32 protein-coding genes are annotated in these 23,291 nt (G+C 30.0%); 3 read left to right on the top strand and 29 right to left on the bottom strand.

The window, feature by feature from the left end:
* Positions 1 to 16: 16 nt before the first annotated feature.
* The 28 genes from NBW53_RS01570 to NBW53_RS01435 form a co-directional block, all read right to left on the bottom strand.
* Complete coding sequence (locus NBW53_RS01570; protein ID WP_250278375.1) at positions 17 to 274, bottom strand: KOW domain-containing RNA-binding protein; 258 nt, start codon at positions 272 to 274, stop codon at positions 17 to 19.
* 25 nt (positions 275 to 299) lie between these two features.
* A complete protein-coding gene (gene map / locus NBW53_RS01565; protein WP_250278374.1) occupies positions 300 to 1,049 on the bottom strand; it encodes a type I methionyl aminopeptidase in 750 nt (249 codons plus the stop codon).
* Positions 1,049 to 1,687 (bottom strand): adenylate kinase, encoded by a 639-nt coding sequence (locus tag NBW53_RS01560; protein WP_250278373.1) that lies wholly within the window; start codon positions 1,685 to 1,687, stop codon positions 1,049 to 1,051. The genes map and NBW53_RS01560 overlap by 1 nt, the downstream gene beginning before the upstream one ends.
* A gap of 84 nt (positions 1,688 to 1,771) precedes the next feature.
* A complete protein-coding gene (gene secY / locus NBW53_RS01555) occupies positions 1,772 to 3,016 on the bottom strand; it encodes a preprotein translocase subunit SecY (RefSeq protein ID WP_250278372.1) in 1,245 nt (414 codons plus the stop codon).
* Positions 3,016 to 3,459: a 50S ribosomal protein L15 gene (gene rplO / locus NBW53_RS01550; RefSeq protein ID WP_250278371.1), complete on the bottom strand. Its 444-nt coding sequence runs from the start codon at positions 3,457 to 3,459 to the stop codon at positions 3,016 to 3,018. The genes secY and rplO overlap by 1 nt, the downstream gene beginning before the upstream one ends.
* 21 nt (positions 3,460 to 3,480) lie before the next feature.
* Positions 3,481 to 3,657: a 50S ribosomal protein L30 gene (gene rpmD, locus NBW53_RS01545; protein WP_250278370.1), complete on the bottom strand. Its 177-nt coding sequence runs from the start codon at positions 3,655 to 3,657 to the stop codon at positions 3,481 to 3,483.
* Positions 3,658 to 3,670: 13 nt separating this feature from the next.
* Positions 3,671 to 4,180 carry a 30S ribosomal protein S5 gene (gene rpsE, locus NBW53_RS01540; RefSeq protein WP_284345835.1) on the bottom strand — a complete coding sequence of 170 codons (510 nt, stop codon included), beginning with the start codon at positions 4,178 to 4,180 and terminating at the stop codon, positions 3,671 to 3,673.
* A 12-nt stretch (positions 4,181 to 4,192) separates the two neighbouring features.
* Positions 4,193 to 4,561 carry a 50S ribosomal protein L18 gene (gene rplR / locus NBW53_RS01535; RefSeq protein ID WP_250278368.1) on the bottom strand — a complete coding sequence of 123 codons (369 nt, stop codon included), beginning with the start codon at positions 4,559 to 4,561 and terminating at the stop codon, positions 4,193 to 4,195.
* Positions 4,562 to 4,579: 18 nt separating this feature from the next.
* Positions 4,580 to 5,122 carry a 50S ribosomal protein L6 gene (gene rplF, locus NBW53_RS01530; RefSeq protein ID WP_250278367.1) on the bottom strand — a complete coding sequence of 181 codons (543 nt, stop codon included), beginning with the start codon at positions 5,120 to 5,122 and terminating at the stop codon, positions 4,580 to 4,582.
* A 24-nt stretch (positions 5,123 to 5,146) separates the two neighbouring features.
* Positions 5,147 to 5,548, bottom strand: a complete 402-nt coding sequence (gene rpsH, locus NBW53_RS01525) for a 30S ribosomal protein S8 (protein WP_250278366.1) — start codon at positions 5,546 to 5,548, stop codon at positions 5,147 to 5,149.
* Positions 5,549 to 5,572: 24 nt separating this feature from the next.
* The gene (locus NBW53_RS01520) at positions 5,573 to 5,758 is read right to left on the bottom strand and encodes a type Z 30S ribosomal protein S14 (RefSeq protein WP_250278365.1); all 186 of its coding nucleotides are present in this window, start codon (positions 5,756 to 5,758) and stop codon (positions 5,573 to 5,575) included.
* A gap of 15 nt (positions 5,759 to 5,773) precedes the next feature.
* Positions 5,774 to 6,268, bottom strand: coding sequence for a 50S ribosomal protein L5 (rplE, locus tag NBW53_RS01515; protein ID WP_408647043.1), 495 nt, complete (start codon positions 6,266 to 6,268; stop codon positions 5,774 to 5,776).
* A gap of 65 nt (positions 6,269 to 6,333) precedes the next feature.
* On the bottom strand, positions 6,334 to 6,648 hold the full coding sequence (gene rplX / locus NBW53_RS01510; protein ID WP_250278363.1) for a 50S ribosomal protein L24: 315 nt from the start codon (positions 6,646 to 6,648) through the stop codon (positions 6,334 to 6,336).
* A gap of 12 nt (positions 6,649 to 6,660) precedes the next feature.
* Complete coding sequence (rplN, locus tag NBW53_RS01505; protein ID WP_250278362.1) at positions 6,661 to 7,029, bottom strand: 50S ribosomal protein L14; 369 nt, start codon at positions 7,027 to 7,029, stop codon at positions 6,661 to 6,663.
* A 26-nt stretch (positions 7,030 to 7,055) separates the two neighbouring features.
* The gene (gene rpsQ / locus NBW53_RS01500) at positions 7,056 to 7,310 is read right to left on the bottom strand and encodes a 30S ribosomal protein S17 (protein WP_284345824.1); all 255 of its coding nucleotides are present in this window, start codon (positions 7,308 to 7,310) and stop codon (positions 7,056 to 7,058) included.
* A 27-nt stretch (positions 7,311 to 7,337) separates the two neighbouring features.
* Positions 7,338 to 7,544 carry a 50S ribosomal protein L29 gene (rpmC, locus tag NBW53_RS01495; RefSeq protein ID WP_250278361.1) on the bottom strand — a complete coding sequence of 69 codons (207 nt, stop codon included), beginning with the start codon at positions 7,542 to 7,544 and terminating at the stop codon, positions 7,338 to 7,340.
* Positions 7,534 to 7,974 (bottom strand): 50S ribosomal protein L16, encoded by a 441-nt coding sequence (gene rplP, locus NBW53_RS01490; RefSeq protein ID WP_250278360.1) that lies wholly within the window; start codon positions 7,972 to 7,974, stop codon positions 7,534 to 7,536. The genes rpmC and rplP overlap by 11 nt, the downstream gene beginning before the upstream one ends.
* Positions 7,974 to 8,648, bottom strand: coding sequence for a 30S ribosomal protein S3 (rpsC, locus tag NBW53_RS01485; protein WP_250278359.1), 675 nt, complete (start codon positions 8,646 to 8,648; stop codon positions 7,974 to 7,976). The genes rplP and rpsC overlap by 1 nt, the downstream gene beginning before the upstream one ends.
* An 11-nt stretch (positions 8,649 to 8,659) precedes the next feature.
* Positions 8,660 to 9,067 (bottom strand): 50S ribosomal protein L22, encoded by a 408-nt coding sequence (rplV, locus tag NBW53_RS01480; RefSeq protein WP_250278358.1) that lies wholly within the window; start codon positions 9,065 to 9,067, stop codon positions 8,660 to 8,662.
* Between the two features lie 25 nt (positions 9,068 to 9,092).
* Complete coding sequence (gene rpsS / locus NBW53_RS01475; protein WP_250278357.1) at positions 9,093 to 9,377, bottom strand: 30S ribosomal protein S19; 285 nt, start codon at positions 9,375 to 9,377, stop codon at positions 9,093 to 9,095.
* A 16-nt stretch (positions 9,378 to 9,393) separates the two neighbouring features.
* Entirely contained in the window at positions 9,394 to 10,224 is an 831-nt protein-coding gene (gene rplB / locus NBW53_RS01470; protein ID WP_250278356.1) for a 50S ribosomal protein L2, read from the bottom strand.
* 75 nt (positions 10,225 to 10,299) lie between these two features.
* Positions 10,300 to 10,599, bottom strand: coding sequence for a 50S ribosomal protein L23 (gene rplW / locus NBW53_RS01465; protein WP_250278355.1), 300 nt, complete (start codon positions 10,597 to 10,599; stop codon positions 10,300 to 10,302).
* On the bottom strand, positions 10,599 to 11,222 hold the full coding sequence (gene rplD / locus NBW53_RS01460; protein ID WP_250278354.1) for a 50S ribosomal protein L4: 624 nt from the start codon (positions 11,220 to 11,222) through the stop codon (positions 10,599 to 10,601). Before rplD ends, rplW begins: the two co-directional genes overlap by 1 nt.
* A 29-nt stretch (positions 11,223 to 11,251) precedes the next feature.
* Entirely contained in the window at positions 11,252 to 11,881 is a 630-nt protein-coding gene (gene rplC, locus NBW53_RS01455; protein ID WP_250278353.1) for a 50S ribosomal protein L3, read from the bottom strand.
* A gap of 184 nt (positions 11,882 to 12,065) precedes the next feature.
* The gene (gene rpsJ, locus NBW53_RS01450) at positions 12,066 to 12,377 is read right to left on the bottom strand and encodes a 30S ribosomal protein S10 (RefSeq protein ID WP_250278352.1); all 312 of its coding nucleotides are present in this window, start codon (positions 12,375 to 12,377) and stop codon (positions 12,066 to 12,068) included.
* A 319-nt stretch (positions 12,378 to 12,696) separates the two neighbouring features.
* Complete coding sequence (locus tag NBW53_RS01445) at positions 12,697 to 13,215, bottom strand: hypothetical protein (protein ID WP_250278351.1); 519 nt, start codon at positions 13,213 to 13,215, stop codon at positions 12,697 to 12,699.
* Positions 13,216 to 13,322: 107 nt separating this feature from the next.
* The gene (locus NBW53_RS01440; protein ID WP_250278350.1) at positions 13,323 to 15,488 is read right to left on the bottom strand and encodes a YhgE/Pip domain-containing protein; all 2,166 of its coding nucleotides are present in this window, start codon (positions 15,486 to 15,488) and stop codon (positions 13,323 to 13,325) included.
* Between the two features lie 335 nt (positions 15,489 to 15,823).
* Positions 15,824 to 18,622: an endo-beta-N-acetylglucosaminidase gene (locus NBW53_RS01435; protein WP_250278349.1), complete on the bottom strand. Its 2,799-nt coding sequence runs from the start codon at positions 18,620 to 18,622 to the stop codon at positions 15,824 to 15,826.
* 484 nt (positions 18,623 to 19,106) lie between these two features.
* On the opposite strand from NBW53_RS01435, the gene NBW53_RS01430 reads away from it, so the two are divergent.
* The 3 genes from NBW53_RS01430 to NBW53_RS01420 all read left to right on the top strand — a co-directional run bounded on the left by NBW53_RS01430 (position 19,107) and on the right by NBW53_RS01420 (position 21,989).
* The gene (locus NBW53_RS01430; RefSeq protein WP_250278348.1) at positions 19,107 to 20,066 is read left to right on the top strand and encodes an ROK family protein; all 960 of its coding nucleotides are present in this window, start codon (positions 19,107 to 19,109) and stop codon (positions 20,064 to 20,066) included.
* Positions 20,067 to 20,094: 28 nt separating this feature from the next.
* Positions 20,095 to 21,387, top strand: a complete 1,293-nt coding sequence (locus NBW53_RS01425; RefSeq protein WP_250278347.1) for a glycoside hydrolase family 125 protein — start codon at positions 20,095 to 20,097, stop codon at positions 21,385 to 21,387.
* Positions 21,388 to 21,620: 233 nt separating this feature from the next.
* Positions 21,621 to 21,989, top strand: coding sequence for a hypothetical protein (locus NBW53_RS01420; protein WP_250278346.1), 369 nt, complete (start codon positions 21,621 to 21,623; stop codon positions 21,987 to 21,989).
* A 117-nt stretch (positions 21,990 to 22,106) separates the two neighbouring features.
* Here NBW53_RS01420 and recA read toward each other — a convergent pair whose 3' ends face one another.
* Positions 22,107 to 23,291 carry a recombinase RecA gene (gene recA, locus NBW53_RS01415; RefSeq protein ID WP_284345823.1) on the bottom strand — a complete coding sequence of 395 codons (1,185 nt, stop codon included), beginning with the start codon at positions 23,289 to 23,291 and terminating at the stop codon, positions 22,107 to 22,109.

Raw genomic sequence — 23,291 nt, 5'->3', positions numbered from 1 at the left:
CTTAATACTATTACAATTAAATTTTAAAAGGCTCTAATGCTTTTCTAATATCTGCATCAAGCAGATAAAGATTTTCATCAAGCTTCTTTTTTATATTATAATCTATTTTGTTAACAATTTGAACATGTTTTTTCTTTTTTTTCTTAGGTTTTTCTAATTTTCTTAGTTCACCATCAACCAAGTATAAAAATTCGTCATCAAGACCAAAAATTATAAAAGGTCGTCTTTTATCACGTCCACATTTAGAATAAACAACTTGACCTTTGGTATACAACCTAATTCACCTCAATATAAAAATCTTAAAGTGTGAGTATATCTGGTTCATCTTCTGTAATAAGAACAGTATTTTCATAATGTGCTGAGAGAGAACCATCTTTTGTAACAACTGTCCAACCATCTTGAAGCACTTTTATATCTCTTGCTCCAACATTTACCATAGGCTCAATAGCTAAAGTCATACCTTTTATAAGTTTAGGTCCTTTTTTATTAAAAGGCCTATAATTAGGTATTTGAGGGTCTTCGTGTAAATTTTTACCTATTCCATGTCCCACATAATCTCTAACTATAGAAAAGCCGTTATCTTCAACATATTTTTGTATGGCACTAGATATATCGTATAAATAATATCCAACTTTTGCAAATTTTATGCCTTCAAAAAAAGACTGTTTAGTAATATCTATTAACTTTTTAGCCTCATCTGATATATTTCCAACTGCAAAAGTTCTAGCTGCATCTGCGTGAAATTTATTTTTATAAGTTCCCACATCTATACTGATAATATCCCCTTCTTTAAGAAGAATATCTGAAGGTATACCATGTATTAATTGATTATTAACAGATGCACATATAGTAGCTGGAAACCCACCATAACCTTTAAATGAAGGTATTGCATCTTTAGATTTAATAAAATCAAAAGCTATTTTGTCAAGCTCTTTTGTAGAAATACCAGGTTTTATATAACTTTCCAAAAGATTTAATACTTCTGAATTTATTTTACCTGCTTCTTTCATATAGTCTATATGCTTTTCATTTTTTATTGTAATAGCCATTATTTAGCCCCTTCTAAAGCATCAATTAATTGCTTACTTATATCATCAATGTTACCCACACCGTTTATCTCTAAAAGGAGTCCTTTATTTTTATAATAATCAATTATAGGTGATGTAGATGTATGGTAAACAAGAAGTCTGTTTTTAACAGTTTCTTCATTATCGTCTTTACGTTGAACAAGCTTTTCACCACATTCATCACAAACGCTCTCTTCTTTAGGTGGATTATATTTTATGTGATACATTTGACCACATTTAGGACAACCACGTCTACCAACCATACGTTCTATAATAAGGTCATCATCAACACTTATTAATACAACTTTATCAATATCACCAACAATAGAAGATAAACCTTCTGCTTGTTCTACATTACGTGGATATCCATCTAATATAAATCCATTTTTACAATCATCTTTTTTGATTCTATTGGAAAGAAGCGACTCTACAATATCATCTGAAACAAGTTTACCAGCATTCATTATATCAATAATTTTTAAACCAAGTTCAGTTTTAAGGTTAATTTCTTCTCTTAATAAATCACCAGTAGAAATGTGTGCTATGTTAAAATGCTTTGATAAAACTTTAGCCTGAGTGCCTTTGCCGGCTCCAGGGCTTCCTATAAGTACAAGTTTCATATTTTACCCTTCTTTCAAATAACGTTTGTTATTTGGTTAATATAGAGAAAGTGCAATGCACTCCCTCGAAATTACCAAATTTTATTAACCTAAAAATCCTTTATAGTTTCTCATTAAAAGTTGAGAATCAAGTTGTTTAACAACCTCTAAAGCAACACCTGTTACAATAAGAAGTGTTGTTCCACCAAAGCCAATATTAATTTTAAAAATCCATTCAAATAATACTGGTACAATAGCTATAAAAGCATAGAAACAAGCACCTATTAAAGAGATTTTATTTACAACATTTTGTATAAAATCGGAAGTAGGTTTTCCTGGTCTAATACCTGGTATAAATCCACCATTTTTCTTCATATTTTCTGCAACCTCAATAGGATTGAATGAAAATGATGTATAGAAAGACGTAAAGCAAAAAATTAAAATAATATATAATATCGCACCTACAGGATTAGTTATATTTAAAATACGTACAACTTCTTGTAACCAACTAGGTGGTGTTTGCCAAAGTTGAGCAATAGTTTGTGGAAATTGAAGTATAGATATTGCAAAGATAATAGACATAACTCCTGCAATATTAACTTTAATAGGTATAAATGTTGATTGTCCACCATACATTTTTCTACCAACCATTTTTTTAGAATATTGTACAGGTATTCTTCTTTCACCGTCTTGAACAAGAATAACAAAAGCAATAAGAAGAACAAATAAAACAACAATAATACCTGCTTTTACATAAGCTGATGTACCACCACCTACTGTATCTACATATATAGTTTTAATAGATTGTGGTAAACTAGCTAAGATATTAGCAAAAATGATAAAAGATGTACCATTACCAATACCTTTTTCTGTAAGTCTTTCACCAAGCCACATAACAAACATAGTACCTGCTACCATAGATAATGCTGCTACAAAATAAACAAAAGCATTTTGATAAACAAAAGCACCTCTTAAAAATAAAATTTGTCCTATTGCTTGCATAAAAGCTAATACAACTGCTAAAACACGTGTATATTTATTTATTATATTTCTACCTTGTTCGCCTTCTTTATTAAGCTGTTCAAGCTTAGGTATAGCAACTGTTAATAGCTGCATAATGATAGATGAAGTAATGTATGGTCCTATACCTAAAGCAAAAATTGTTCCAAAAGCACCACCAGTAATAATACTATATAGTGTACTATTAGTGTTTGTACCTAAATCTGCAATATTAATACCTGGAACTGTAACTTTTGTACCTATTCTTATGACTAAAATCATAAGAACCATAAAAATTATTCTTTTACGAAGTTCTGGTACTTTCCAAGCATTCCTAAAGGTTGAAAACATTAAATCACCTCAGCTTTTCCGCCTGCTGCTTCAATTTTTTCAATAGCTGTTTTGCTAAATAAATTTACTTTTACAGTAATGTTTTTGATACTTAATTCGCCATTACCAAGAATTTTTACACCATCTCTAGGGTTACTTACTAAACCTTTTGATTTAAGAGCATCAATATCAATAGTAGCTCCATCTTCAAAAACATTTAAAAGATTTACGTTAATAGCAACGATTTCTTTATGGTTTCTACAATGGAATCCTCTTTTAGGAATTCTTCTGTAAAGAGGCATTTGTCCACCTTCAAAGCCTGGTCTTACGCCACCACCAGAACGTGCATTTTGACCTTTATGTCCTCTACCTGCAGTTTTACCATTACCAGAACCGTGTCCTCTACCTTTACGAAATACTTTACCTTTTGAACCTTCAGCTGGTCTTAATTCATTTAAATTCATTATAAGGGACACCTCCTTCTACTAGATTTCTTCAACTTTAACTAAATGTTTAACTTGTTGAATCATACCTCTAATAGCTACGTTATCTTCTTTAATAACAAAACTATTAGTTTTTTTAAGTCCTAAAGCTTCAACAGTTTTTTTATGTTTAGGGATAGCACCAATTTTAGATTTAACTAAAGTAATTTTTAAACTCATTTATATGCCCTCCTTAACCTAAAATTTCTTCAACTGTTTTACCACGAAGTCTAGCAACACGCTCAGGAGTAGTAACTCTACTTAAACCTTCAATAGTTGCATTAACAACATTTTTCTTATTATTAGAACCTAAAGATTTTGTTCTAATATTTCTAATACCTGCAAGCTCTAAAACGGCACGAGCAGGACCACCAGCGATTACACCAGTACCTTCTGGAGCTGGTTTTAATAATACAGTTGCACTTCCAAATTTACCTAACATTTCGTGGTAAATACTATCATCTTTATTACGTTCAACATAAATAAGGTTTTTCATAGCATCTTCTTTGCCTTTTCTAATAGCATCTGGTATTTCCATAGCTTTACCAAGACCAACGCCAACGTGTCCGTTTTCATCACCAACTACTACTAATGCTGCAAAACGGAAAGTACGACCACCTTTAACAACCTTAGTAACACGTTTGATAGTAACAACCTTATCTTTTAAATCAAGCGTACTCGCATTAATTTTGTTTCTCAAGATTTTCCCTCCTTACTAAAATTGTAAGCCAGCTTCTCTAGCTGCTTCAGCTAAAGCCATAACTTTGCCTTGATATATATAACCGCCACGGTCAAATACTACTGTATTAATACCTTTAGCGATAGCTTTTTTAGCAACCTCAGTACCAACTACTTTAGCTGCTTCAACATCAGATGTTTTAGAAAGCTTACCTTTAATGTCCGCCTCCATAGTAGATGCAGAAACTATTGTATTACCTACTGTATCATCTATGATTTGAGCATAGATATGTTTATTGCTTCTAAATACTGCCAATCTAGGTTTTTGTGCTGTACCACTTACTTTATTACGGATTCTTAAGTGACGTTTTTCTCTAGCTTCAGCACGTGATGGCTTTCTTATCATAGTGTCCTCACCCCTTTATTATTTTTTACCTGTTTTACCAACTTTACGTCTAATATGTTCAGTAGCATATTTAATACCTTTACCTTTATAAGGTTCTGGTGGACGTTTAGCTCTAATTTCCGCTGCAAACTGTCCAACTTTTTCTTTATCAATACCAGAAACGATAATTTTGTTACTTCCTTCAACAGTAGTAGTAACGCCTTCTGGGTCAATCATTTCAACCGGGTGAGAATAACCTAAAGTAAGATTTAATTTATTACCAGCTTTTGCAGCTCTGTAACCAACCCCGTTTATTTCAAGTTCTTTAGTGTAGCCTTCTGTAACACCTACAACCATATTAAATATAAGTGTTCTAGTAAGACCGTGTAAAGATTTATATCTTTTTAAATCACTAGGTCTAGTAACAACTACTTCGTTGTTTTCAACTGTGATAGTTAAATCGTCAACTAATTTACGAGTTAAAGTACCTTTAGGACCTTTAACAGTAATAACATTGCCTTCCTCAAGCTTTACATCTACACCAGCTGGGATAGCAATAGGTAATCTACCTATACGTGACATTTATTGCACCTCCTGTTTTTTTAATTACCAAACAAAAGCGATAATTTCTCCGCCAACACCAAGTTTTCTAGCTTCTTTATCTGTAACAATACCTTTGTTAGTTGAGATAATAGCAGTACCAAGACCACCTAATACTTTAGGTAACTCTTCTCTGTTAGCATAAACTCTAAGACCAGGCTTAGAAATTCTTTTTATACCAGAAATAACCTTTTCGTTTTTATCTTTTCCATATTTTAACGTGATACGCATAGTCTTTTTCACGCCATCTTCAATTAATTCAAAACCTTGTACGTAACCTTCATTTACTAAAATGTTAGCAATAGCTTCTTTCATTTTAGAAGAAGGTACATCAACAGTATTATGTTTTGCAGTATTTGCATTTCTAATTCTTGTAAGCATATCTGCAATAGGATCACTCATTGACATTGTAAAAATCCTCCTTTCCCAAAATTACCAACTAGCTTTTTTTACTCCCGGGATTTGACCTTTATAGGCTAATTCACGGAAACAAATACGACATATACCAAATTTTCTTAAATAACCATGTGGTCTACCGCAAATTCTACAACGAGTATATGCTTGTGTTGAATGTTTTGGTTTTCTTTGTTGCTTCACGACCATAGATTTTTTAGCCATATCCTTGCTCCTCCCTTATTTTTTAAACGGCATACCGAATAATCTTAATAATTCTCTAGCTTCTTCATCTGTTTTAGCAGTAGTAACAAAAACGATATCCATACCTCTAATTTTATCGATTTTATCGTATCTAATTTCTGGGAACATAAGTTGTTCTTTAACACCTAAAGTGTAGTTACCTCTACCGTCAAATGAGTTAGCACTAACCCCACGGAAGTCACGTACACGAGGTAAAGCTAAATTTATTAATCTATTAGCAAAGCTGTACATTTTTTCGCCTCTAAGTGTAACTTTACAACCAATAGGCATACCTGCACGAAGTTTAAAAGCTGCGATAGATTTTTTAGCTTTAGTAACAACTGGCTTTTGACCTGCTATAATAGCTAAATCTGCAGCAGCGCTTTCAATAGCTTTAGCATTTTCTTTTGCTTCACCAAGACCCATATTAATAACTATTTTTTCAATTTTTGGAACTTCCATTTTATTTTTGTATGAAAACTTTTTCATCATAGCATCAACGATTTCATTTTCATAGTATTCTCTTAAAGCGTTCACAGTAAAATGTACCTCCTTTCTTAATCAATAACTTCTCCAGTTTTTTTGATTATTCTCTTTTTAACTCTTTTACCATTTACTTCTTCAATTTTGTAGCCAAGTCTGCTAGCTTTACCATTGTGTGAGTACATTACGTTAGAAGCATCAATAGGAGCTTCTTTAGTAATTATACCACCAGCATGGTTGATAGCATTAGGTTTTTGGTGTTTTTTAATTTGGTTAACACCTTCAACTACAACTTTGTTATTTTTTCTATCTACAAGAAGAACTTTACCTTCTTTATCTTTATCTTTACCAGCAATAACAACTACCTTGTCGCCTCTTTTAATCTTCACAGTTACACCTCCTTATAATACTTCAGGTGCAAGAGATAATATTTTCATAAATTGTTTTTCTCTAAGCTCTCTAGCAACTGGTCCAAATATACGAGTACCTCTAGGGTTTTTGTCATCTTTAATGATAACAGCAGCGTTTTCATCAAATTTAATGTAAGAACCATCAGGTCTTGAAGCACCTTTCACAGTTCTAACTACAACAGCCTTAACAACGTCACCTTTTTTAACAACGCCACCAGGTGTTGCATCTTTTACAGTAGCAACAATAACGTCACCTATATTTGCATATCTTCTAGTTGAACCGCCTAATACTCTGATACATAATAATTCTTTAGCACCTGAGTTATCGGCAACAACTAATCTTGATTCTTGTTGTATCAACGTAGTTACCTCCTTTCATACAGGAACTATTTAGCTTTTTCTACAATATTAACAAGTCTCCATCTTTTATCTTTTGATAAAGGTCTTGTTTCCATAACTTTAACACGATCACCAATTTTACATTCATTATTTTCATCGTGAGCTTTTAATTTATAAGTAGTCTTCACAATTTTTTTGTATAATGGGTGTCTAACATTGTTTTCAACAGCAACAACGATAGTTTTGTCCATTTTGTCGCTTACAACTTTACCAATTCTTGTTTTACGAAGATTTCTTTCCACTAAGGTTACCTCCTTCCATTATACTAATTACATACCTTTTTGCTTTTGAGTGATTACAGTTTGAATACGAGCAATATTTCTGCGAACTTCTCTAATTCTAGCAGTATTATTTAATTGATTTGTAGCATTTTGAAATCTTAAATTAAATAATTCTTTTTTAGCAGAAACTAATTCAACGTTCAACTCATCAGCAGATTTATTTTTAAGCTCTAATAAATAATCCTTAGTTTTCACTGTTATCACCTTCCATTTCTTGGTCAGCACGTGACACAATTTTACATTTAATAGGTAATTTGTGAATAGCAAGACGAAGAGCTTCACGAGCAACTTCCTCACTTACGCCAGCTATTTCAAACATAATTCTACCTGGTTTAACAACAGCTACCCAATATTCAGGTGAACCTTTACCAGAACCCATCCTTGTTTCAGCAGGTTTTTCAGTAATAGGTTTGTCTGGGAAAATTTTTATCCAAACTTTACCACCACGTTTGATGTATCTAGTCATAGCGATACGGGCAGCTTCTATTTGATTAGAAGTAATCCAGCTTGGTTCACAAGCTTGTATACCAAACTCACCATAAGTAATCTTATTACCACGAGTAGCTTTACCTTTTAAACGTCCTCTAAATTGTTTACGTCTTTTAACTCTTTTAGGCATTAACATTACTCTTCACTCCCTTCCTTAGTAGCTCTTTGAGGAAGAACTTCTCCTTTATATATCCAAACTTTAACACCAATTTTACCATAAGTTGTATCTGCTTCAGCAAATCCATAGTCAATATCAGCTCTTAAAGTTTGAAGAGGAATAGTACCTTCATGATAATGTTCAGTACGAGCCATTTCAGCACCGCCTAAACGTCCAGAACAAGCAGTTTTAATACCTTTAGCACCTAATCTCATTGTTCTTGTCATAGCTTGTTTCATAGCTCTTCTAAATGTTACACGATTTTCTAATTGACGTGCAATATCTTCTGCTACTAATTGAGAATCAAGCTCAGGTTTTTTAATTTCTTCTATGTTAATTAAAACTTTTTGAGAAGTCATTTTTTGAAGCTCATTGCTTAAAGCTTGGATAGCTTCACCTTTTCTACCAATAACATTACCTGGTTTAGCAGTGTGAATAGTTATTTTAACTTTAGCATTATCGTTAGCTCCGTTAACTCTTTCTATTTGAATTTTAGAAACGCTAGAGTCTTTTAATTTATTTTTAATACAAGTTCTAAGTGCGTTATCTTCTACTAAATAGTCAGCATAGTTATGTTTATCTGCATACCATACAGAATCCCAGTCTTTGATAACACCCACTCTTAAACCGTGTGGATTTACTTTTTGACCCATCGTGAACCTCCTTATCTTTCTTTAAGATATATTGAAATATGAGCAGTACGTTTGTTAATTCTATAAGCTCTACCTTGAGCTCTTGGGCGAATTCTTTTAAAAGTTGGCCCTTGATTAGCAACTACCTCATCAACATATAATTTATCAACATCAAATCCTAAGTTATGCTCTGCATTAGCAATAGCAGATTTTAAAACTTTTTCTATAAGTTCAGCAGCATATCTTGGTGAGTAAGCAAGAATTGCTAAAGCTTCAGAAACATTTTTGCCTTTAATTTGGTCTAAAACTATTCTAGCTTTAGTGTTAGAAATTCTAGCATAATTGTGATGAGCTTCAGCTCTTTGTCTTTTAAGCTCTCTAGTAGCCGCATTTCTAACTTTTCTTTTAAACTTACTTCTACTTTTAATCTGTTCAGACATTAAATTAACCTCCTTCCAAAGCCGATTAACGTACTCTTGATTTTTTCTCTGCGTCTTTTCCGTGTCCTCTGTAAGTTCTAGTTAAAGCGAACTCTCCTAATTTGTGTCCAACCATATCTTCAGTAATGTATACAGGCACATGTTTTCTACCATCGTGAACAGCAATTGTGTGTCCAATCATTTCTGGGAAAATAGTAGAACGACGAGACCAAGTTTTTATAACATTTTTTGTATTTACCGCATTTTGAGCATCTACCTTTTTAAGAAGGTGTGCATCACAAAATGGTCCTTTTTTAAGCGATCTAGCCATTTAAACAGCCCTCCTTTTATTTATTTCTACCACGGATAATATATTTATTACTTGCTTTATGTTTCTTTCTAGTTTTGTATCCAAGAGCTGGTTTACCCCAAGGAGTACAAGGAGCTGGTCTACCGATAGGTGCTCTACCTTCACCACCACCGTGAGGGTGATCATTAGGGTTCATAACAGAACCACGAACAGTAGGACGGATACCCATATGACGTTTTTTACCAGCTTTACCAATGTTAATAAGTTCGTGATCAATATTACCAACTTGACCAATTGTAGCTCTACAATCGATAGGTAATAATCTCATTTCACCAGAAGGAAGTCTAACAGTAGCATATTTACCTTCTTTAGCCATTAATTGAGCTACGTTACCAGCAGCACGAACTAATTGTCCACCTGCGCCTGGTTTCATTTCAATATTGTGAATTTCAGAACCAACTGGAATATTTCTCATAGGTAATGCATTACCAATTCTGATTTCTGCATCTGGACCATTTGATAAAACATCTCCAACTTTTAATCCATTAGGTGCAATGATGTAAGATTTAACACCGTCTGCATAGCAGATTAAAGCTATATTAGAAGTTCTGTTTGGGTCATATTCGATAGCAACAACTTTAGCATTGATACCATCTTTATTTCTTTTAAAGTCAATAATTCTATATTTTTTCTTGTGTCCACCACCGTGATGACGAACAGTTATTTTACCCTGATTATTACGCCCAGAAGTTTTTTTGATATGAACAACTAAGCTTTTTTCAGGAGTTTTTTTAGTAATTTCTGAGAAGTCAGAAACAGTCATCTGTCTTCTTGAAGGTGTATAAGGTTTAAATCTCTTAATACCCATTAATTACACTCCTTTCGATTTTCATTACAACGTTTCCGTGTGTTTCATCAATATTAAAACATTATTTAGATTATACTACATTCCTTGGAAGATTTCAATATCTTTGCTATCTTCTTTTAATGTAACAATTGCTTTTTTTCTGTTATTAGTTTTACCAAAAGTATAACCACGTCTTTTAGTTTTACCTGTTAAATTCATAGTATTAACTGAGTCTACTTTAACGCCTTCAAACATTTTTTCTACAGCTTGTTTGATTTGCACTTTAGTAGCTTCAGGGTGTACATAAAAAGCATATTTTCTATCAGCCATAAGCCCCATACTTTTTTCAGTAACAACAGGTTTTAAAATAACGTCATAGTATTTAATATCAGCCATTATTTGTACACCTCCTCAATTTTAGCTAAAGCTTCTTTTGTTACAACAAAGCTTTCATATTTTAATATGTCATATACATTAATTGTATTAACACCAGCAGTTTTTACATTAGGTATGTTTCTAGCAGATAATAATACATTTTTATTATTTTCTTCTAAAACAACTAAACCTTTGTTTACATTTAAGTTATCAAGAACTTTTTTCATTTCTTTAGTTTTAATTTCGTTTAATTTAAGCTCATCTACAACGATAAATTTTTCGTTATTTACTTTAGTAGTAAGAGCAGATTTAAGAGCTAATCTTTTAACTTTTTTATTTAATTTAAAAGAAAAATCTCTTGGTTTTGGAGCGAATACAACGCCACCACCAGTCCATTGAGGAGAACGGATAGAGCCTTGTCTAGCACGACCAGTACCTTTTTGTCTCCAAGGTTTTCTACCACCGCCACGAACTTCAGCACGTGTTTTAGCGCTTTTAGTACCTTGTCTTTGGTTAGCTAAGTATTGAACAACAGCTTGATGCATAACGTGTTCGTTTACTTCAACACCAAATATATTTTCATTTAATTCAATAGAGCCTACTTCGCTTCCGCTCATATTTAAAACTTTTACAGTTATTGCCATTTAGGTTTTCCTCCTTTCGTAAAGATTAATTAAGCCTTTACGCTTTCTTTAATAACAAGAATTGAACCTTTGTTGCCAGGAACAGCACCTTTAACAAGAATTAAATTCTTTTCAGCATCTACTCTAACAACCTCAAGGTTTTGAATAGTAACATTTTCTGCACCCATATGACCAGGCATTTTTTTACCTTTTTTAACTTTACCAGGAGTAGTTGCAGAAGATAAAGAACCAACACCTCTGTGGTATTTAGAACCGTGAGCCATAGGACCTCTGTGTTGATTATGTCTTTTAATAGCGCCTTGGAACCCTTTTCCTTTAGATACGCCACTAACGTCAATTTTGTCACCAGCTTCAAATATGTCTGCTTTGATTAATGCTCCAAGCTCATATTCAGAAGCGTTTTCAAATTTAAATTCTTTTAATAATTTTGTAGCAGCAACACATGCTTTTTCAAAGTGTCCTTTTGTAGGTTTGTTCACTTTGCTTTCTTTAATTTCACCGAAACCTACTTGTATAGCTTCGTATCCATCATTTTCCATTGTTTTCTTTTGAGTAACAACACAAGGACCTGCTTCTAAAACAGTAACTGGAATAAGTATACCATTTTCTGCAAATATTTGTGTCATACCAATTTTTTTAGCAATAATGCCTTTTTTCATAATTAAATTACACCTCCGTAGTCTACAGCGGATTACCCCACTAAATATTTGAGTAATCATTCTAGGCAAATATAAGGCGAACTTATATAAACCAAATTGGATTAATTACATTTATAATTGTTGTAATTATTATTTACGTTATAACCATTTCATAAACAATATTATTGATATTTATTACTAAAAATTATAACATTTTTAAAGTAATATCAACGCCAGCTGGTAAATCAAGACGGCTTAAGCTATCCATAGTTTTTTGAGTTGGCATTAAAATATCAATCAATCTTTTATGAGTTCTAAGCTCAAATTGTTCTCTAGAATCTTTGTACTTATGAACCGCTCTTAAGATAGTAACAACTTCCTTTTTAGTAGGAAGTGGTATAGGACCACTCACTTGAGCACCTGTTTTTTTAGCAGTTTCAATAATTTGTACAGCAGATTGGTCGATTAACTTATGGTCATAAGCTTTAAGACTGATTCTAAGCTTTTGATTAGCCATAAAAAAAGTCCCCTCCTTTTCGCACTTTTAAATTCGTAGTACGACAAGCGGTGACTGCACACATCAATAACACAATAGGCATAATATACCTATTGATAAGTATTTATACAAATAAAAATACTTACAAATATTCGATATACACAGTGACTTGTCGCCCGGTTTCTTGAACTGGACATCGCTCCATAGAAAAACTTACCAATTAAGGTAACAACCTTCTATTTCTTCGCTCTTATGTCACAACAATCAAATTATAGCATATACTAAATATATTTGCAAGTATTTTTTTAAATTTTGTAAAAATTTTAATTTTAATTAAAACTTACTTTATAAAAGGTGCTGTAGGTAATAAAAATAAATAAGGACAAGTTATTATTGCTAATGCTAGTGATACTATTTTCTTTTGTTTATTACTAAGGTTAGTTTCAGTTAAAGTTATCTTTGTGTTATATACGTAAATAAAAATTGAAGATATTATCATACATATTACAACATATGTGAAGCTAAATATATTATCAAATGGATTATAAAATACATTTGAAGTAAATTTATAAACAAAATCCCTATATTTACTTTCAGGTGATACATTAATACTATAACCTAAAATCATAAATATCCCACCTATAATATCTGATATAAATCCAAATATCCAAACTTTATATATAGAAATTTTATAGTTTTTAAATATATCTTCTACTTTTAAAAATTTCATAGCTAATAAAACTACTATTGAGTCTACAATAAAATTTCCTATTGCTGTCGGAATTAAAATTGGTGGAAATATTAACATTAACCAAAACGGAAATATTAAATTATAAAGTATAATATTTTTATTTTTCATAAGTTTTTCTACTTTCTATAATCTTTCTTAACTTTAAAGTATTATTTATATTATATTCTTATAAATTTACTATAATAAATTATTAATAGTTTATTATAAAAATTAAATTACATTAAATGTGTTTCTTCTAATTTTTCTTCAAAAAATTCATTTACTTTTATAAGAGGTTTTCTTAAAAATAAACCTAATATTAATGAAAAAGGTAAAAAGCTAAGTAGCTTTATAATATCTAATTTATAAGCATTTTCATAAATGCCTGCAATAGTTTCTCTCATAGCATTTATTGCATATGTAAATGGTAGATATGGATTTATTTTTTGGAAAAAGTCTGGAGTTACTTCTATTGGGAATGTACCACCGGCTCCCGCTACTTGTATAACAAGTAAAAATACACACATTGCCTTACCAACATCACCAAAAGAAACGACTAATGTATATATTATGTTTATAAATACAATACTTGCAACTATACCAGCTAAAATAAATAATATAGGATTTAAACACTGTACCTTTAGTATTAATAAATCTCCTACACAAACAATTATAGCCTGTATAATTCCTATTGTCATAAATAAAAAATATCTTCCTATATAAGCTTGATATGGTTTTACATTTTTTATTTTATCATCTTCATAAACCCTTGTTTTTAAAAGAGATACTAATAATACTCCACCTACCCAAAATGATAATATAGTATAAAAAGGTGTCATAGCAGAGCCATAATTAGATATTTCATAAAAAGGTATATTTTCTATTTGTACTGGTGCAGATATAAATTTACCTACAACACTTGGGTCATTTTCTAAAATTTTCCCTAGTTCTTTTAACTTTTCATCTGCTTTTATATCTTCAATTTTATTTTTAAGGCTATTAATATCTTTTTGGCTTAATTCTATAGTTTTTGTAGTACTTTCTATAGCTTTTTGTGCCGATTCCAAAGTTTTATATATTCCGTCTAAAATTTTATCTAATTGAGATATTGTTGCTGATGCGTTTTTAGATAATATATTAAAGTCTACTAATGTTTTATACATTTTTTCTGCTTCATAATCTATGCTAGGCTTTATATTATCTCTATATAAATCTTTAGTATTTATTATATCTTTCTTTGCTTGGTCTATTTGATTAGACATACTAGCTCTTAAACTATCTGATATTTCATTTCCACTATTTATTATAGTCTCTATATTTTCACTAGTTGATATAACATTGTTTAAGCCTTTATTAACTGTTTTTAACCTTTCAATAAATTCATCTACTTTTTTTATTCTTATAGGCAATTTATCATTTATATCTGTTAATATTCTAGAAATATCATTATTAATATCAATTATTTTTCTAGCTCTTTTAGATATAAAATCTAATTGAGACTTAATTATATCAATATTTTTTTCATTAACATTAGATATATCTTCCCATGTGTTAATTATATCATTGGCTAAATATTCTGATGATAATAAAAAGTTTTCTACTGTATCAACAATGCTGTTAAAAACTTGACTAGTAGCGTGTATTAATCCATTTATATCATTTGATATGTCTTCTCCATTTTGTGCAATAGATTTACCTGCGGGTAAAACAAGCTTTGTTGTATCAATAAGAACTTTTGTAGAGTTTAACCCTTCATCAAAGCTTTTACCTAAAGTTTTATATTGCTCTAAAGTTTGATTAGCTTGATTTAATGTAGATATCATTCTATCGGCCACTGTCTTTTCTTGTTCTCCAATTTTTTCATATGCAACTTTTAATGCACCTTCAATACCTTTGCTTGCCGTATCTAAAAAGGCTTCATTTACTTGTTGTTGTACAACAGATACACCTTTATCTGTTATTTTTGGAGCAATTGCATTTTTCTTTTGATTAACATAATATTTAAGTTTTGGTGTTTGTATATTATCTGTTAATATACTTGAAAAATTTTCACTAAAATTTTCTGGTATAACAACACCTGCATAATAAGCTCCACCTTTTACCCCTTCTATAGCCTTTTTTTCATCTACAAATTCCCAACCTATGTTGTTATTTCCTTTTAGCTCTTCTACTATTTTTTCTCCTAAGTTTAATTCAGTATCCAATATTTCTGTGCCAATATCATTGTTAGCAACCGCTACTTTTAAGCCATTTGTACTTCCATACGGGTCCCAACTAGCCTTTATATTAAACCATGCATATAAAGCTGGTATAAAACAAGCCCCCAATATAACTGCCAATGCTATTGGATTTTTAATAATATTTTTAAAATCTCTATATGTTATTTTAAAAATATTTTTCATTGATATCACCTTCTTATTTTAAATATAATTATGCACATATATAAATTATACCTAAAAATAAAATTAAATCAATATTAAAAAATAACTGAACAAATTTTTAATAAGATAATAAAATATTGAAGATAATCTTCAATCTAATAATGAAGACAAATTAAAATTTATAAATAAAAGCAAAGACTATAATAATAAATATTTATCATCTTAAATAGTATAAAGGGCTTTGCATATTATACATAAAGCTAGCTTTTTATACAGTAACTCTTATCGCTATAATCTTATTATTGCTAAAAAAGGGTATAGATTTTATCTATACCCTCTAATATTTTAGTATTTTGTTATTTTAAGCCATATACTTCTATTTCATATATCCTTGCTGTAGAATCTGAAGTTTGAGTTGGTTTTAAAGTAGTAAATTTCACATATCTAGCATTAACTGGCTTAAATGCATCTGAGGTAGTTCCTAAAGTATTTTTTTCAACTTCTAATACTTTAGTAAAGTTAACACCATCTTCACTTACTTCAAGCATATATTCTTCTGTGTTCATATCTGGACTTTCTCCTCCAGCCTCTGCGTGATATACATCTAGTCTAGCTATTTGTATTACTTCACCTAAATCTATTGTTATATTATGTTTATCTTGCCCAACTGCACACCATTTTTTAGTTTTATCACCATCTACGGCAAATTGAGGAGCTTCATTTTCATTAACAAAACTAGAAGCCTCTGTTTTAGCATTTAATGCAAAATTTTCTAACCCTTGGCTTGCCTTTGATGTAACAGTAATAAGCTTTTCTGCTACAAATTCATCTTCACCTTTAGAATTTTTAGCTTTTAATTTTACAGTATATGTTCCTTCTTTTTCATATTTAACAACTGGATTTTCATCTGTACTTGTTTCTATATTAGCTCCTTCAAAAGTCCATTCAAAGCTTTCAGATAACTTATTACTCATATTTGTAAATTGCACTTCTTCATTTGGAGCTATTAAAGTTTTATCTGCTTTAAATTTTGCTTTAGGCACAGTATTGTCTGGCCACGTTAATTTTGTGGAAGCACTTTTTCCTCTTATATCATCTTTATTTACTGCCATAACAACAAATTCTGTTTCCATAGTTTCTGGTGTTCTTTGCAAGCTATTTACAAAAAATCTATTATTTAACGTAGCGCCTAATAATGATAAACTACCGTCTGCATTTTTTCTATATATTTCATATGCTTTTAAATCTTTACTGTCTGTAGCCTCCCAAGATAAGTTAACACCTGCTAAAGTATCTTCTTCTTCAAATAAACTATCATCTATTTTAACAGATGTAACATCTGTAACTACTGCTTTTTGTGTGCCATCTTTTATACTTATTCCACCTAGATTGATAGCTACATTTTTATCTTCTGTTGAAGAAATTTTATAGCTAATAGTTTTTATACTTTTACCAACATAAGGAGATAAGTCATAAGAGATAGTTTGCCAATTTTCATTAAGAGTTTTATCCGGCTGAAAAACTGCCTCTTCTTCACCATCATGGAAAGTTAATTTGAGTTCTAGGTTTACTTCACTATCTGCCTTTGCATAAGTTAAAAATTCTGTATTTTCTTCTATTTTTAAATCGGCACTAAATAATTTTATAGTAGAATATTCGTTAGCTTTTAAATCACTTAAAAGTTTAATAGAGTTTCCACTATAATAAGCCGTAGAATAATCTATACTAGCTTTAGTACTGTTTTTATCTTCCTCTATTATCCATCTATATGTTGGCATAACATCTGCTAAGCTTCTATTATTCCAGTCAAGAGAAGATACCTTCTCACCATTTATAAAATAGTTGTATCCATTACCCATACTAAAGTTTGTGTTAAATGGTAAAGAGTTTAATACTGTTTTTTCTGTTATAAATTTAGACATACCTCTCCACTCTGTTCCAGTAGCCTGACTATCTTTAGAAGGGTCTGAAAATTCATTTACATATATTCTAGCTTCTTTATTTTGAAATTGGTCTAAATCGCCATTAGATGAAAAAAATGACCAGCTAGGACAATATAGCCCAATAGATGTTTGAGTATCTTTACCATTTTCTAATAAATCCCATTTAATAGGAGTTGTTGTACCATTAGCTTGCATATCAATACCTGCTAACAAGTTTTTATTTTCATATCCAATAGTTTTTGCATATTCATTAGATTTTTTAAGTAGTTGCTCTGGAGCCAATTTATCTGTCGTCCACCAAAAGTTTAAAAACATATCATCAGAAATTTTATTACCTTTTTCATCTATTATAAAATCTTTATTTTTCTCATTTAATTGGTTTTGCCACTCTACCTTACCTTCATTTGTCATTGCATCATACCATATAATATCAATAGAATTATTAGATTTTTGTTTAAACTGAACTAAAAATTCTTTAAAAAGTGTAGCATATTGTTCTGGTTTCATAGTCTTACTTTGTGCTGGGTCTGTTTCTTGGTTTATAAACCATCCCTCAAAGCCAAATTCAGTAGAAACTTCTATTAATTTATCTATAATAATAAAGTTTCCTTGTTCGTCTTTTTGTAAAAATTGGTCTAACCATTCTACCTTGCCACCATATTCTAAAGGTGGAAAAAATATAGTACCTAATACAGGTACACCATTTTTATGTGCCGAATCTACAACGTCTGGCGTTGGTGGTACAATAATACCTTCTCCAGCAGACCCTCCCCAATATACAAGTTTATCTAAATATTGCCAATAAGAAAATGTATTGGCGTTAAAGTTATTACTGCCATGAGGTATGTTTCCGCTTGTGTTACTGTTCATAATAGACAATGCTACTAATCTTGTGTCTTTATTTTGAGTAGAATTTACAGGGTATATTCTATCTTTGCTAACTCTGTCTTTTAAAGGTATTAAACTTTTGTTATATAAGGCTTTTTCTTTTATATCTTCTTGTAAAAGTTGTTCTGGTGTCCAAGCTGGTGTTGTTGGAGCATTAGGCATTTTAAAATCTACGCCTTCTTCTGTAATAGTGTATGTAATATTATTTTCTACATTTGCAGTATTATTATTTTGATTTTTACACCCAACTAAAGTTGATGATGCTATAAACATTATTGCAATAGTTAAAGCCATAGTTTTTTTAAGATTTAATTTATACTTCATTTTACCCCTCCAAAATATATATAGTAAATTTAAATAAATTTATGCTATTAATATTCTATATTTAATATAAAAATACCAACTTTTTAAATTTATGTCAATATTGTTTTATATATTTTTATTACTTATACTATAATTTTTCCATTATATATATAATTAGTTCACTATATAATAAAATTATTATAATTTCTTAAGTATATATAAAAACTAATTTCTTATACAAATTGCTAAAATCTTTAAAAATCTATCTTTTTACACAATCCAATGTAAATTTGAATATTGTAATTAAATTTTTTATACAAAGTATAAATATGAAAAAATTAATCATAAAATATTTTATCTTCATTATATAAAATTATTATAATTTTTTATATTTTTCTATAATTTTTATTTTATACCTATAAATATTCACCTTTACACTATATTTTAATTAAACTATAATAAGCTTATAAAAATATAAAGTATATTTTATTTTAGGAGTGTGATTATGATGAAATATATAGGCGTAGACTTAGGTGGAACAAATATAGTAGTTGGTCTTATAGACATTGATGGTAATATTATAAAATCTTACACTAGACCAACTTTATCTACTAGAAAAACAGAAGAAATATTTGATGATATTATAGATATGTGTCAAATATTAATAGAAGAATTTAAGCTAGATAAATCATCTTTAAAAGGTATAGGTATGGGTATACCTGGAGAGGTAGATAGTAAAAACGGTATTATAAATTATTCTAATAATATTCCTATAAAAAATTTTAATGTTAAATCTTATATGCAAAATTTATGTAAAAAAGTAAATATGAATATACCTTTCTTTTTTGCTAATGATGCCGACTGTGCTGCCTTAGGAGAATTAGTAGCTGGAGCTGGTAAAGGCTATAGCGATTTAATAATATTAACTTTAGGCACTGGAGTTGGTGGTGGTATAATAATAAATAATAAAATATATTCTGGCTTTTATGCTGGTGGCGCCGAACTAGGTCACCAAACTATCGTCCATAATGGCGAACTTTGTACTTGTGGTAATAAAGGTTGCTTAGAGGCCTATGCTTCTGCTACTGCTCTTATTAGAGATGCTAAAAATGCCGCAAAACAAACCCCTTCTTCTCTTTTAAATAGCCTAACAGAAAATAATTTAGAAAATATGACTGCAAAAATTGTTTTTGATGCCAAAAATCAAAATGATGATGTTGCTATAAAACTAGTAGATGATTATATAGAATATTTATCTGTTGGTGTTGCAAATTTAATTAATATATTTAAACCACAAGTTATACTTCTTAGCGGTGGAATATCTAAACAAGGCGAAAAATTAATAATACCTTTAAAAGAAAAAGTTATGTCTAAAGTTTTTGGTAAAGATTTAAAAACTAAAATAGATATAGCCACTCTTGGCAACAATGCTGGATTAATAGGTGCTGCAATGCTTTCAAAATAATATTTAATAATTGTTAGGGAGATTTATTATGGAAAAACAAATACCACAATCTATGAAAGATTTATTAAATGATGTTTATAAAAAATTAGGCAATGATGAAAAATTAAAAAAAATGTTCGAAAACTGTTACACCAACACATTAGATACTACTGTTAAAAAAATGCCTGATAAAACTACTTATGTAATAACAGGTGATATACCTGCTATGTGGTTAAGAGATTCTGTTTGTCAGTTAAGACCTTATTATTTTTTAGCCGAAAAAGATGAAGAAATAGCTGACCTTATAGAAGGCTTAGTAAAACGTCAAATGCAATATATTTTATTAGACCCATACGCTAATGCATTTAACGAAACTGATAATGGTAAATGTTGGGAAAAAGATGTTACAGAAATGTCTGGTTGGATTTGGGAAAGAAAATATGAAATAGATTCTCTTTGTTTTCCTATTCAAATGGCTTATCTACTTTGGAAAAATACTGGAAAAACATCTCACTTTGACGATACATTTAAAAAAGCTGCTTTTAAAATTATAGAAGTTTGGAGAACAGAGCAAAATCACGAAGAAAACTCTCCTTATTCTTTCATTAGAAAAGACTGCTATTATACAGATACCCTTTCTAGAGATGGCAAAGGTGCTTTGGTTAAATCTAATATAGGTTTAACTTGGTCTGGGTTTAGACCTAGTGATGATGCTTGTCAATATGGATATTTAATACCTTCTAATATGTTTGCAGTAGTAGTATTAAAATATTTAAATGAAATATCTTTAGAAATTCTTAAAGATGAAAAATTGGCAGAAGAAAGTATTAAACTTGCCAAAGAAATAGAAGATGCTATCGAAACTTATGGTGTTATAGAACATTATAAATATGGTAGAATATATGCCTATGAAGTAGATGGTTTTGGACAATATAACCTTATGGATGATGCAAACTTACCAAGCTTACTTTCTATTCCTTATATTGGTTATAGAGATGAAAATGACCAAACTTATAAAAATACAAGAGATTTTATTTTAAGTAATGGTAACCCTTATTATTATGAAGGTGAAAAAGCAAAAGGTATTGGTAGCCCTCACACTCCTATAAACTATATTTGGCATATTTCTTTAGCTATGCAAGGTTTAACAAGTAGCGATAAGGAATATAAAAAACAAATTATAGACTTAATGAAAGCTACTGATGGTAACACAAACTTAATGCACGAAGGCTTTAATGTAAACAACCCTAATGAATTTACTAGAGAATGGTTTTCTTGGGCAAATGCTATGTTTTGCGAATTAGTTTTAGACTATTGTGGTTATAGTGTAAAGAGAAAATAAAAAATAAATATTAAAAAAAAATATTAAAAAAAAATACATCTTAAGCTTGTTTGTTTAAGGTGTATTTTTTATAAATAAATTAAGCTAAAGTTTATAAATTATTATAATTTTTTATTAATTTAGTAATTTTTAATAAAAATCTAGATAAACTTTTAATATATTTTAATAATTGATTAATTTTTCAAAAAGTAGTACACTATTAATTAATAATAATATTTAAAGGAGATGTATTTATGAAAAGTATAAAAATAAAAAGTATTATATTATTATTAATTACTATATTATACATATTTTTAATGCCTAATAAATATAATATTACTACTATAATAGTTAATTTTTATGATTTACCTTCCCTATTAATTGCTATTATTGTTCCTTTAGTATTAATATTAATAAAAAAACAATCTAATAGTTTTATAGAAAATATAAACATACCTATTTCTATACTTTTTGCTATTTATTGGAGTTTTTCTTTATCAAAAGAAAACTTATTTTTAACATTATTACCTATAATATATGGTTTAGCAGTTAGTATATTAATATCTATTATAAATTTACAAAAACATAAATTATCATTTACATTAAAAATAGGACATAGATAAATCTATGTCCTTAATTTATATTCAAAGCCTATAACATTTTTTCATAATAAAATAAGCTATATTTTATATGTTGATAAAATCCTTTAATATACAATTTATATAAAAATTTTAATTGTTTTATTCTTCTGATATATCATTGGCTAAAAGCTCTATCTCCAAAGCATCTTCATCAAAATCTGCTTTAAATTCTGTATCCTCCATAGCTATTTTAACTTCATCATCATCAATAGGTTTAGCCTCTGTGTTAGCTATGCTTTCTTTTATTTCTTCAAGCTCTGGCATTTCATAATGCTTTCTCACGGCATTTTCAATAGTTCTTAATAAATGTGGATTTTCTAAAAGAAACTTTTTAGCGTTTTCTCTACCTTGACCTAATCTAGTTTCTTCATAAGAATACCATGCTCCACCTTTTGTAATAATACCAAGGTCTGCTCCAAGGTCTAAAACATCTCCTACGTGTGATATACCTTGACCATAAATAATATCAAATTCGGCAGTTCTAAAAGGAGGTGCAATTTTATTTTTTGCTATTTTAGCTTTTGTTCTAGCTCCTATTATATCTGTACCATTTTTTATAGGTTCACCTTTTCTAATATCTATCCTAACGCTTGCATAAAATTTTAATGCACGCCCACCTGTTGTTGTTTCTGGGCTACCATAAGATATTCCTATTTTTTCTCTAAGCTGGTTAATAAATACAACTATACATTTGCTTTTTGCTGTAATTGCCGTAAGTTTTCTAAGGGCTTGACTCATTAATCTAGCCTGTACGCCCATATGAGAATCTCCCATTTCGCCATCTATTTCTGATTTTGGCACCAATGCTGCAACAGAGTCTACTATAATAATGTCTATAGCACCAGAACGAACCATTGTTTCTGTAATGTCAAGAGCTTGTTCTCCATCATCTGGTTGAGATATATATAACTCATCTATATTAACTCCTATTTTTTGAGCATATACTGGGTCTAATGCGTGCTCTGCATCTACAAATCCAGCTATACCTCCCGCTTTTTGAACTTCTGCCACCATATGTAATGCCACAGTGGTTTTACCACTAGATTCTGGGCCAAATATTTCTATAATTCTACCTTTTGGAACACCACCAGCACCAAGAGCAACATCTAAGCTTAAAGACCCTGTTGGTATAACCTCCACTGTTTTGTTTGTTGTTTCTCCAAGCTTCATAACAGCACCTTTACCAAATTGTTTTTCAATTTGAGCAATAGCATTTTTTAAGGCTGTTTCTCTTCCTTTAGCTATATTATCCATAACGCTATCTTTAGATTTTTTATCTGCCAT

The sequence above is a fragment of the [Clostridium] colinum genome, assembly GCF_940677205.1.
GTDB lineage: Bacteria > Bacillota > Clostridia > Lachnospirales > CAG-274 > Tyzzerella > Tyzzerella colina.
This window is presented reverse-complemented; position numbering and strand designations above follow the sequence as displayed.

Coding starts and splice junctions, on each gene's coding strand:
- NBW53_RS01435 (WP_250278349.1), bottom strand. CDS start 18,622: ATGAAGTATAAATTAAATCTTAAAAAAACTATGGCTTTAACTATTGCA.
- NBW53_RS01430 (WP_250278348.1), top strand. CDS start 19,107: ATGATGAAATATATAGGCGTAGACTTAGGTGGAACAAATATAGTAGTT.
- rplC (WP_250278353.1), bottom strand. CDS start 11,881: ATGAAAAAAGGCATTATTGCTAAAAAAATTGGTATGACACAAATATTT.
- rpmD (WP_250278370.1), bottom strand. CDS start 3,657: ATGAGTTTAAAAATTACTTTAGTTAAATCTAAAATTGGTGCTATCCCT.
- NBW53_RS01560 (WP_250278373.1), bottom strand. CDS start 1,687: ATGAAACTTGTACTTATAGGAAGCCCTGGAGCCGGCAAAGGCACTCAG.
- rplO (WP_250278371.1), bottom strand. CDS start 3,459: ATGAATTTAAATGAATTAAGACCAGCTGAAGGTTCAAAAGGTAAAGTA.
- NBW53_RS01445 (WP_250278351.1), bottom strand. CDS start 13,215: ATGAAAAATAAAAATATTATACTTTATAATTTAATATTTCCGTTTTGG.
- rpsJ (WP_250278352.1), bottom strand. CDS start 12,377: ATGGCTAATCAAAAGCTTAGAATCAGTCTTAAAGCTTATGACCATAAG.
- secY (WP_250278372.1), bottom strand. CDS start 3,016: ATGTTTTCAACCTTTAGGAATGCTTGGAAAGTACCAGAACTTCGTAAA.
- rpsS (WP_250278357.1), bottom strand. CDS start 9,377: ATGGCTAGATCGCTTAAAAAAGGACCATTTTGTGATGCACACCTTCTT.
- rpsC (WP_250278359.1), bottom strand. CDS start 8,648: ATGGGTCAAAAAGTAAATCCACACGGTTTAAGAGTGGGTGTTATCAAA.
- rplR (WP_250278368.1), bottom strand. CDS start 4,561: ATGATAAGAAAGCCATCACGTGCTGAAGCTAGAGAAAAACGTCACTTA.
- rplW (WP_250278355.1), bottom strand. CDS start 10,599: ATGGCTGATATTAAATACTATGACGTTATTTTAAAACCTGTTGTTACT.
- rplB (WP_250278356.1), bottom strand. CDS start 10,224: ATGGGTATTAAGAGATTTAAACCTTATACACCTTCAAGAAGACAGATG.
- recA (WP_284345823.1), bottom strand. CDS start 23,291: ATGGCAGATAAAAAATCTAAAGATAGCGTTATGGATAATATAGCTAAA.
- rplF (WP_250278367.1), bottom strand. CDS start 5,122: ATGTCACGTATAGGTAGATTACCTATTGCTATCCCAGCTGGTGTAGAT.
- map (WP_250278374.1), bottom strand. CDS start 1,049: ATGGCTATTACAATAAAAAATGAAAAGCATATAGACTATATGAAAGAA.
- NBW53_RS01425 (WP_250278347.1), top strand. CDS start 20,095: ATGGAAAAACAAATACCACAATCTATGAAAGATTTATTAAATGATGTT.
- rplD (WP_250278354.1), bottom strand. CDS start 11,222: ATGGCAATAACTGTAAAAGTTTTAAATATGAGCGGAAGCGAAGTAGGC.
- NBW53_RS01440 (WP_250278350.1), bottom strand. CDS start 15,488: ATGAAAAATATTTTTAAAATAACATATAGAGATTTTAAAAATATTATT.
- rplV (WP_250278358.1), bottom strand. CDS start 9,067: ATGTCTGAACAGATTAAAAGTAGAAGTAAGTTTAAAAGAAAAGTTAGA.
- NBW53_RS01420 (WP_250278346.1), top strand. CDS start 21,621: ATGAAAAGTATAAAAATAAAAAGTATTATATTATTATTAATTACTATA.
- rpsH (WP_250278366.1), bottom strand. CDS start 5,548: ATGTCAATGAGTGATCCTATTGCAGATATGCTTACAAGAATTAGAAAT.
- NBW53_RS01520 (WP_250278365.1), bottom strand. CDS start 5,758: ATGGCTAAAAAATCTATGGTCGTGAAGCAACAAAGAAAACCAAAACAT.
- rplE (WP_408647043.1), bottom strand. CDS start 6,268: ATGATGAAAAAGTTTTCATACAAAAATAAAATGGAAGTTCCAAAAATT.
- rplP (WP_250278360.1), bottom strand. CDS start 7,974: ATGTTAATGCCTAAAAGAGTTAAAAGACGTAAACAATTTAGAGGACGT.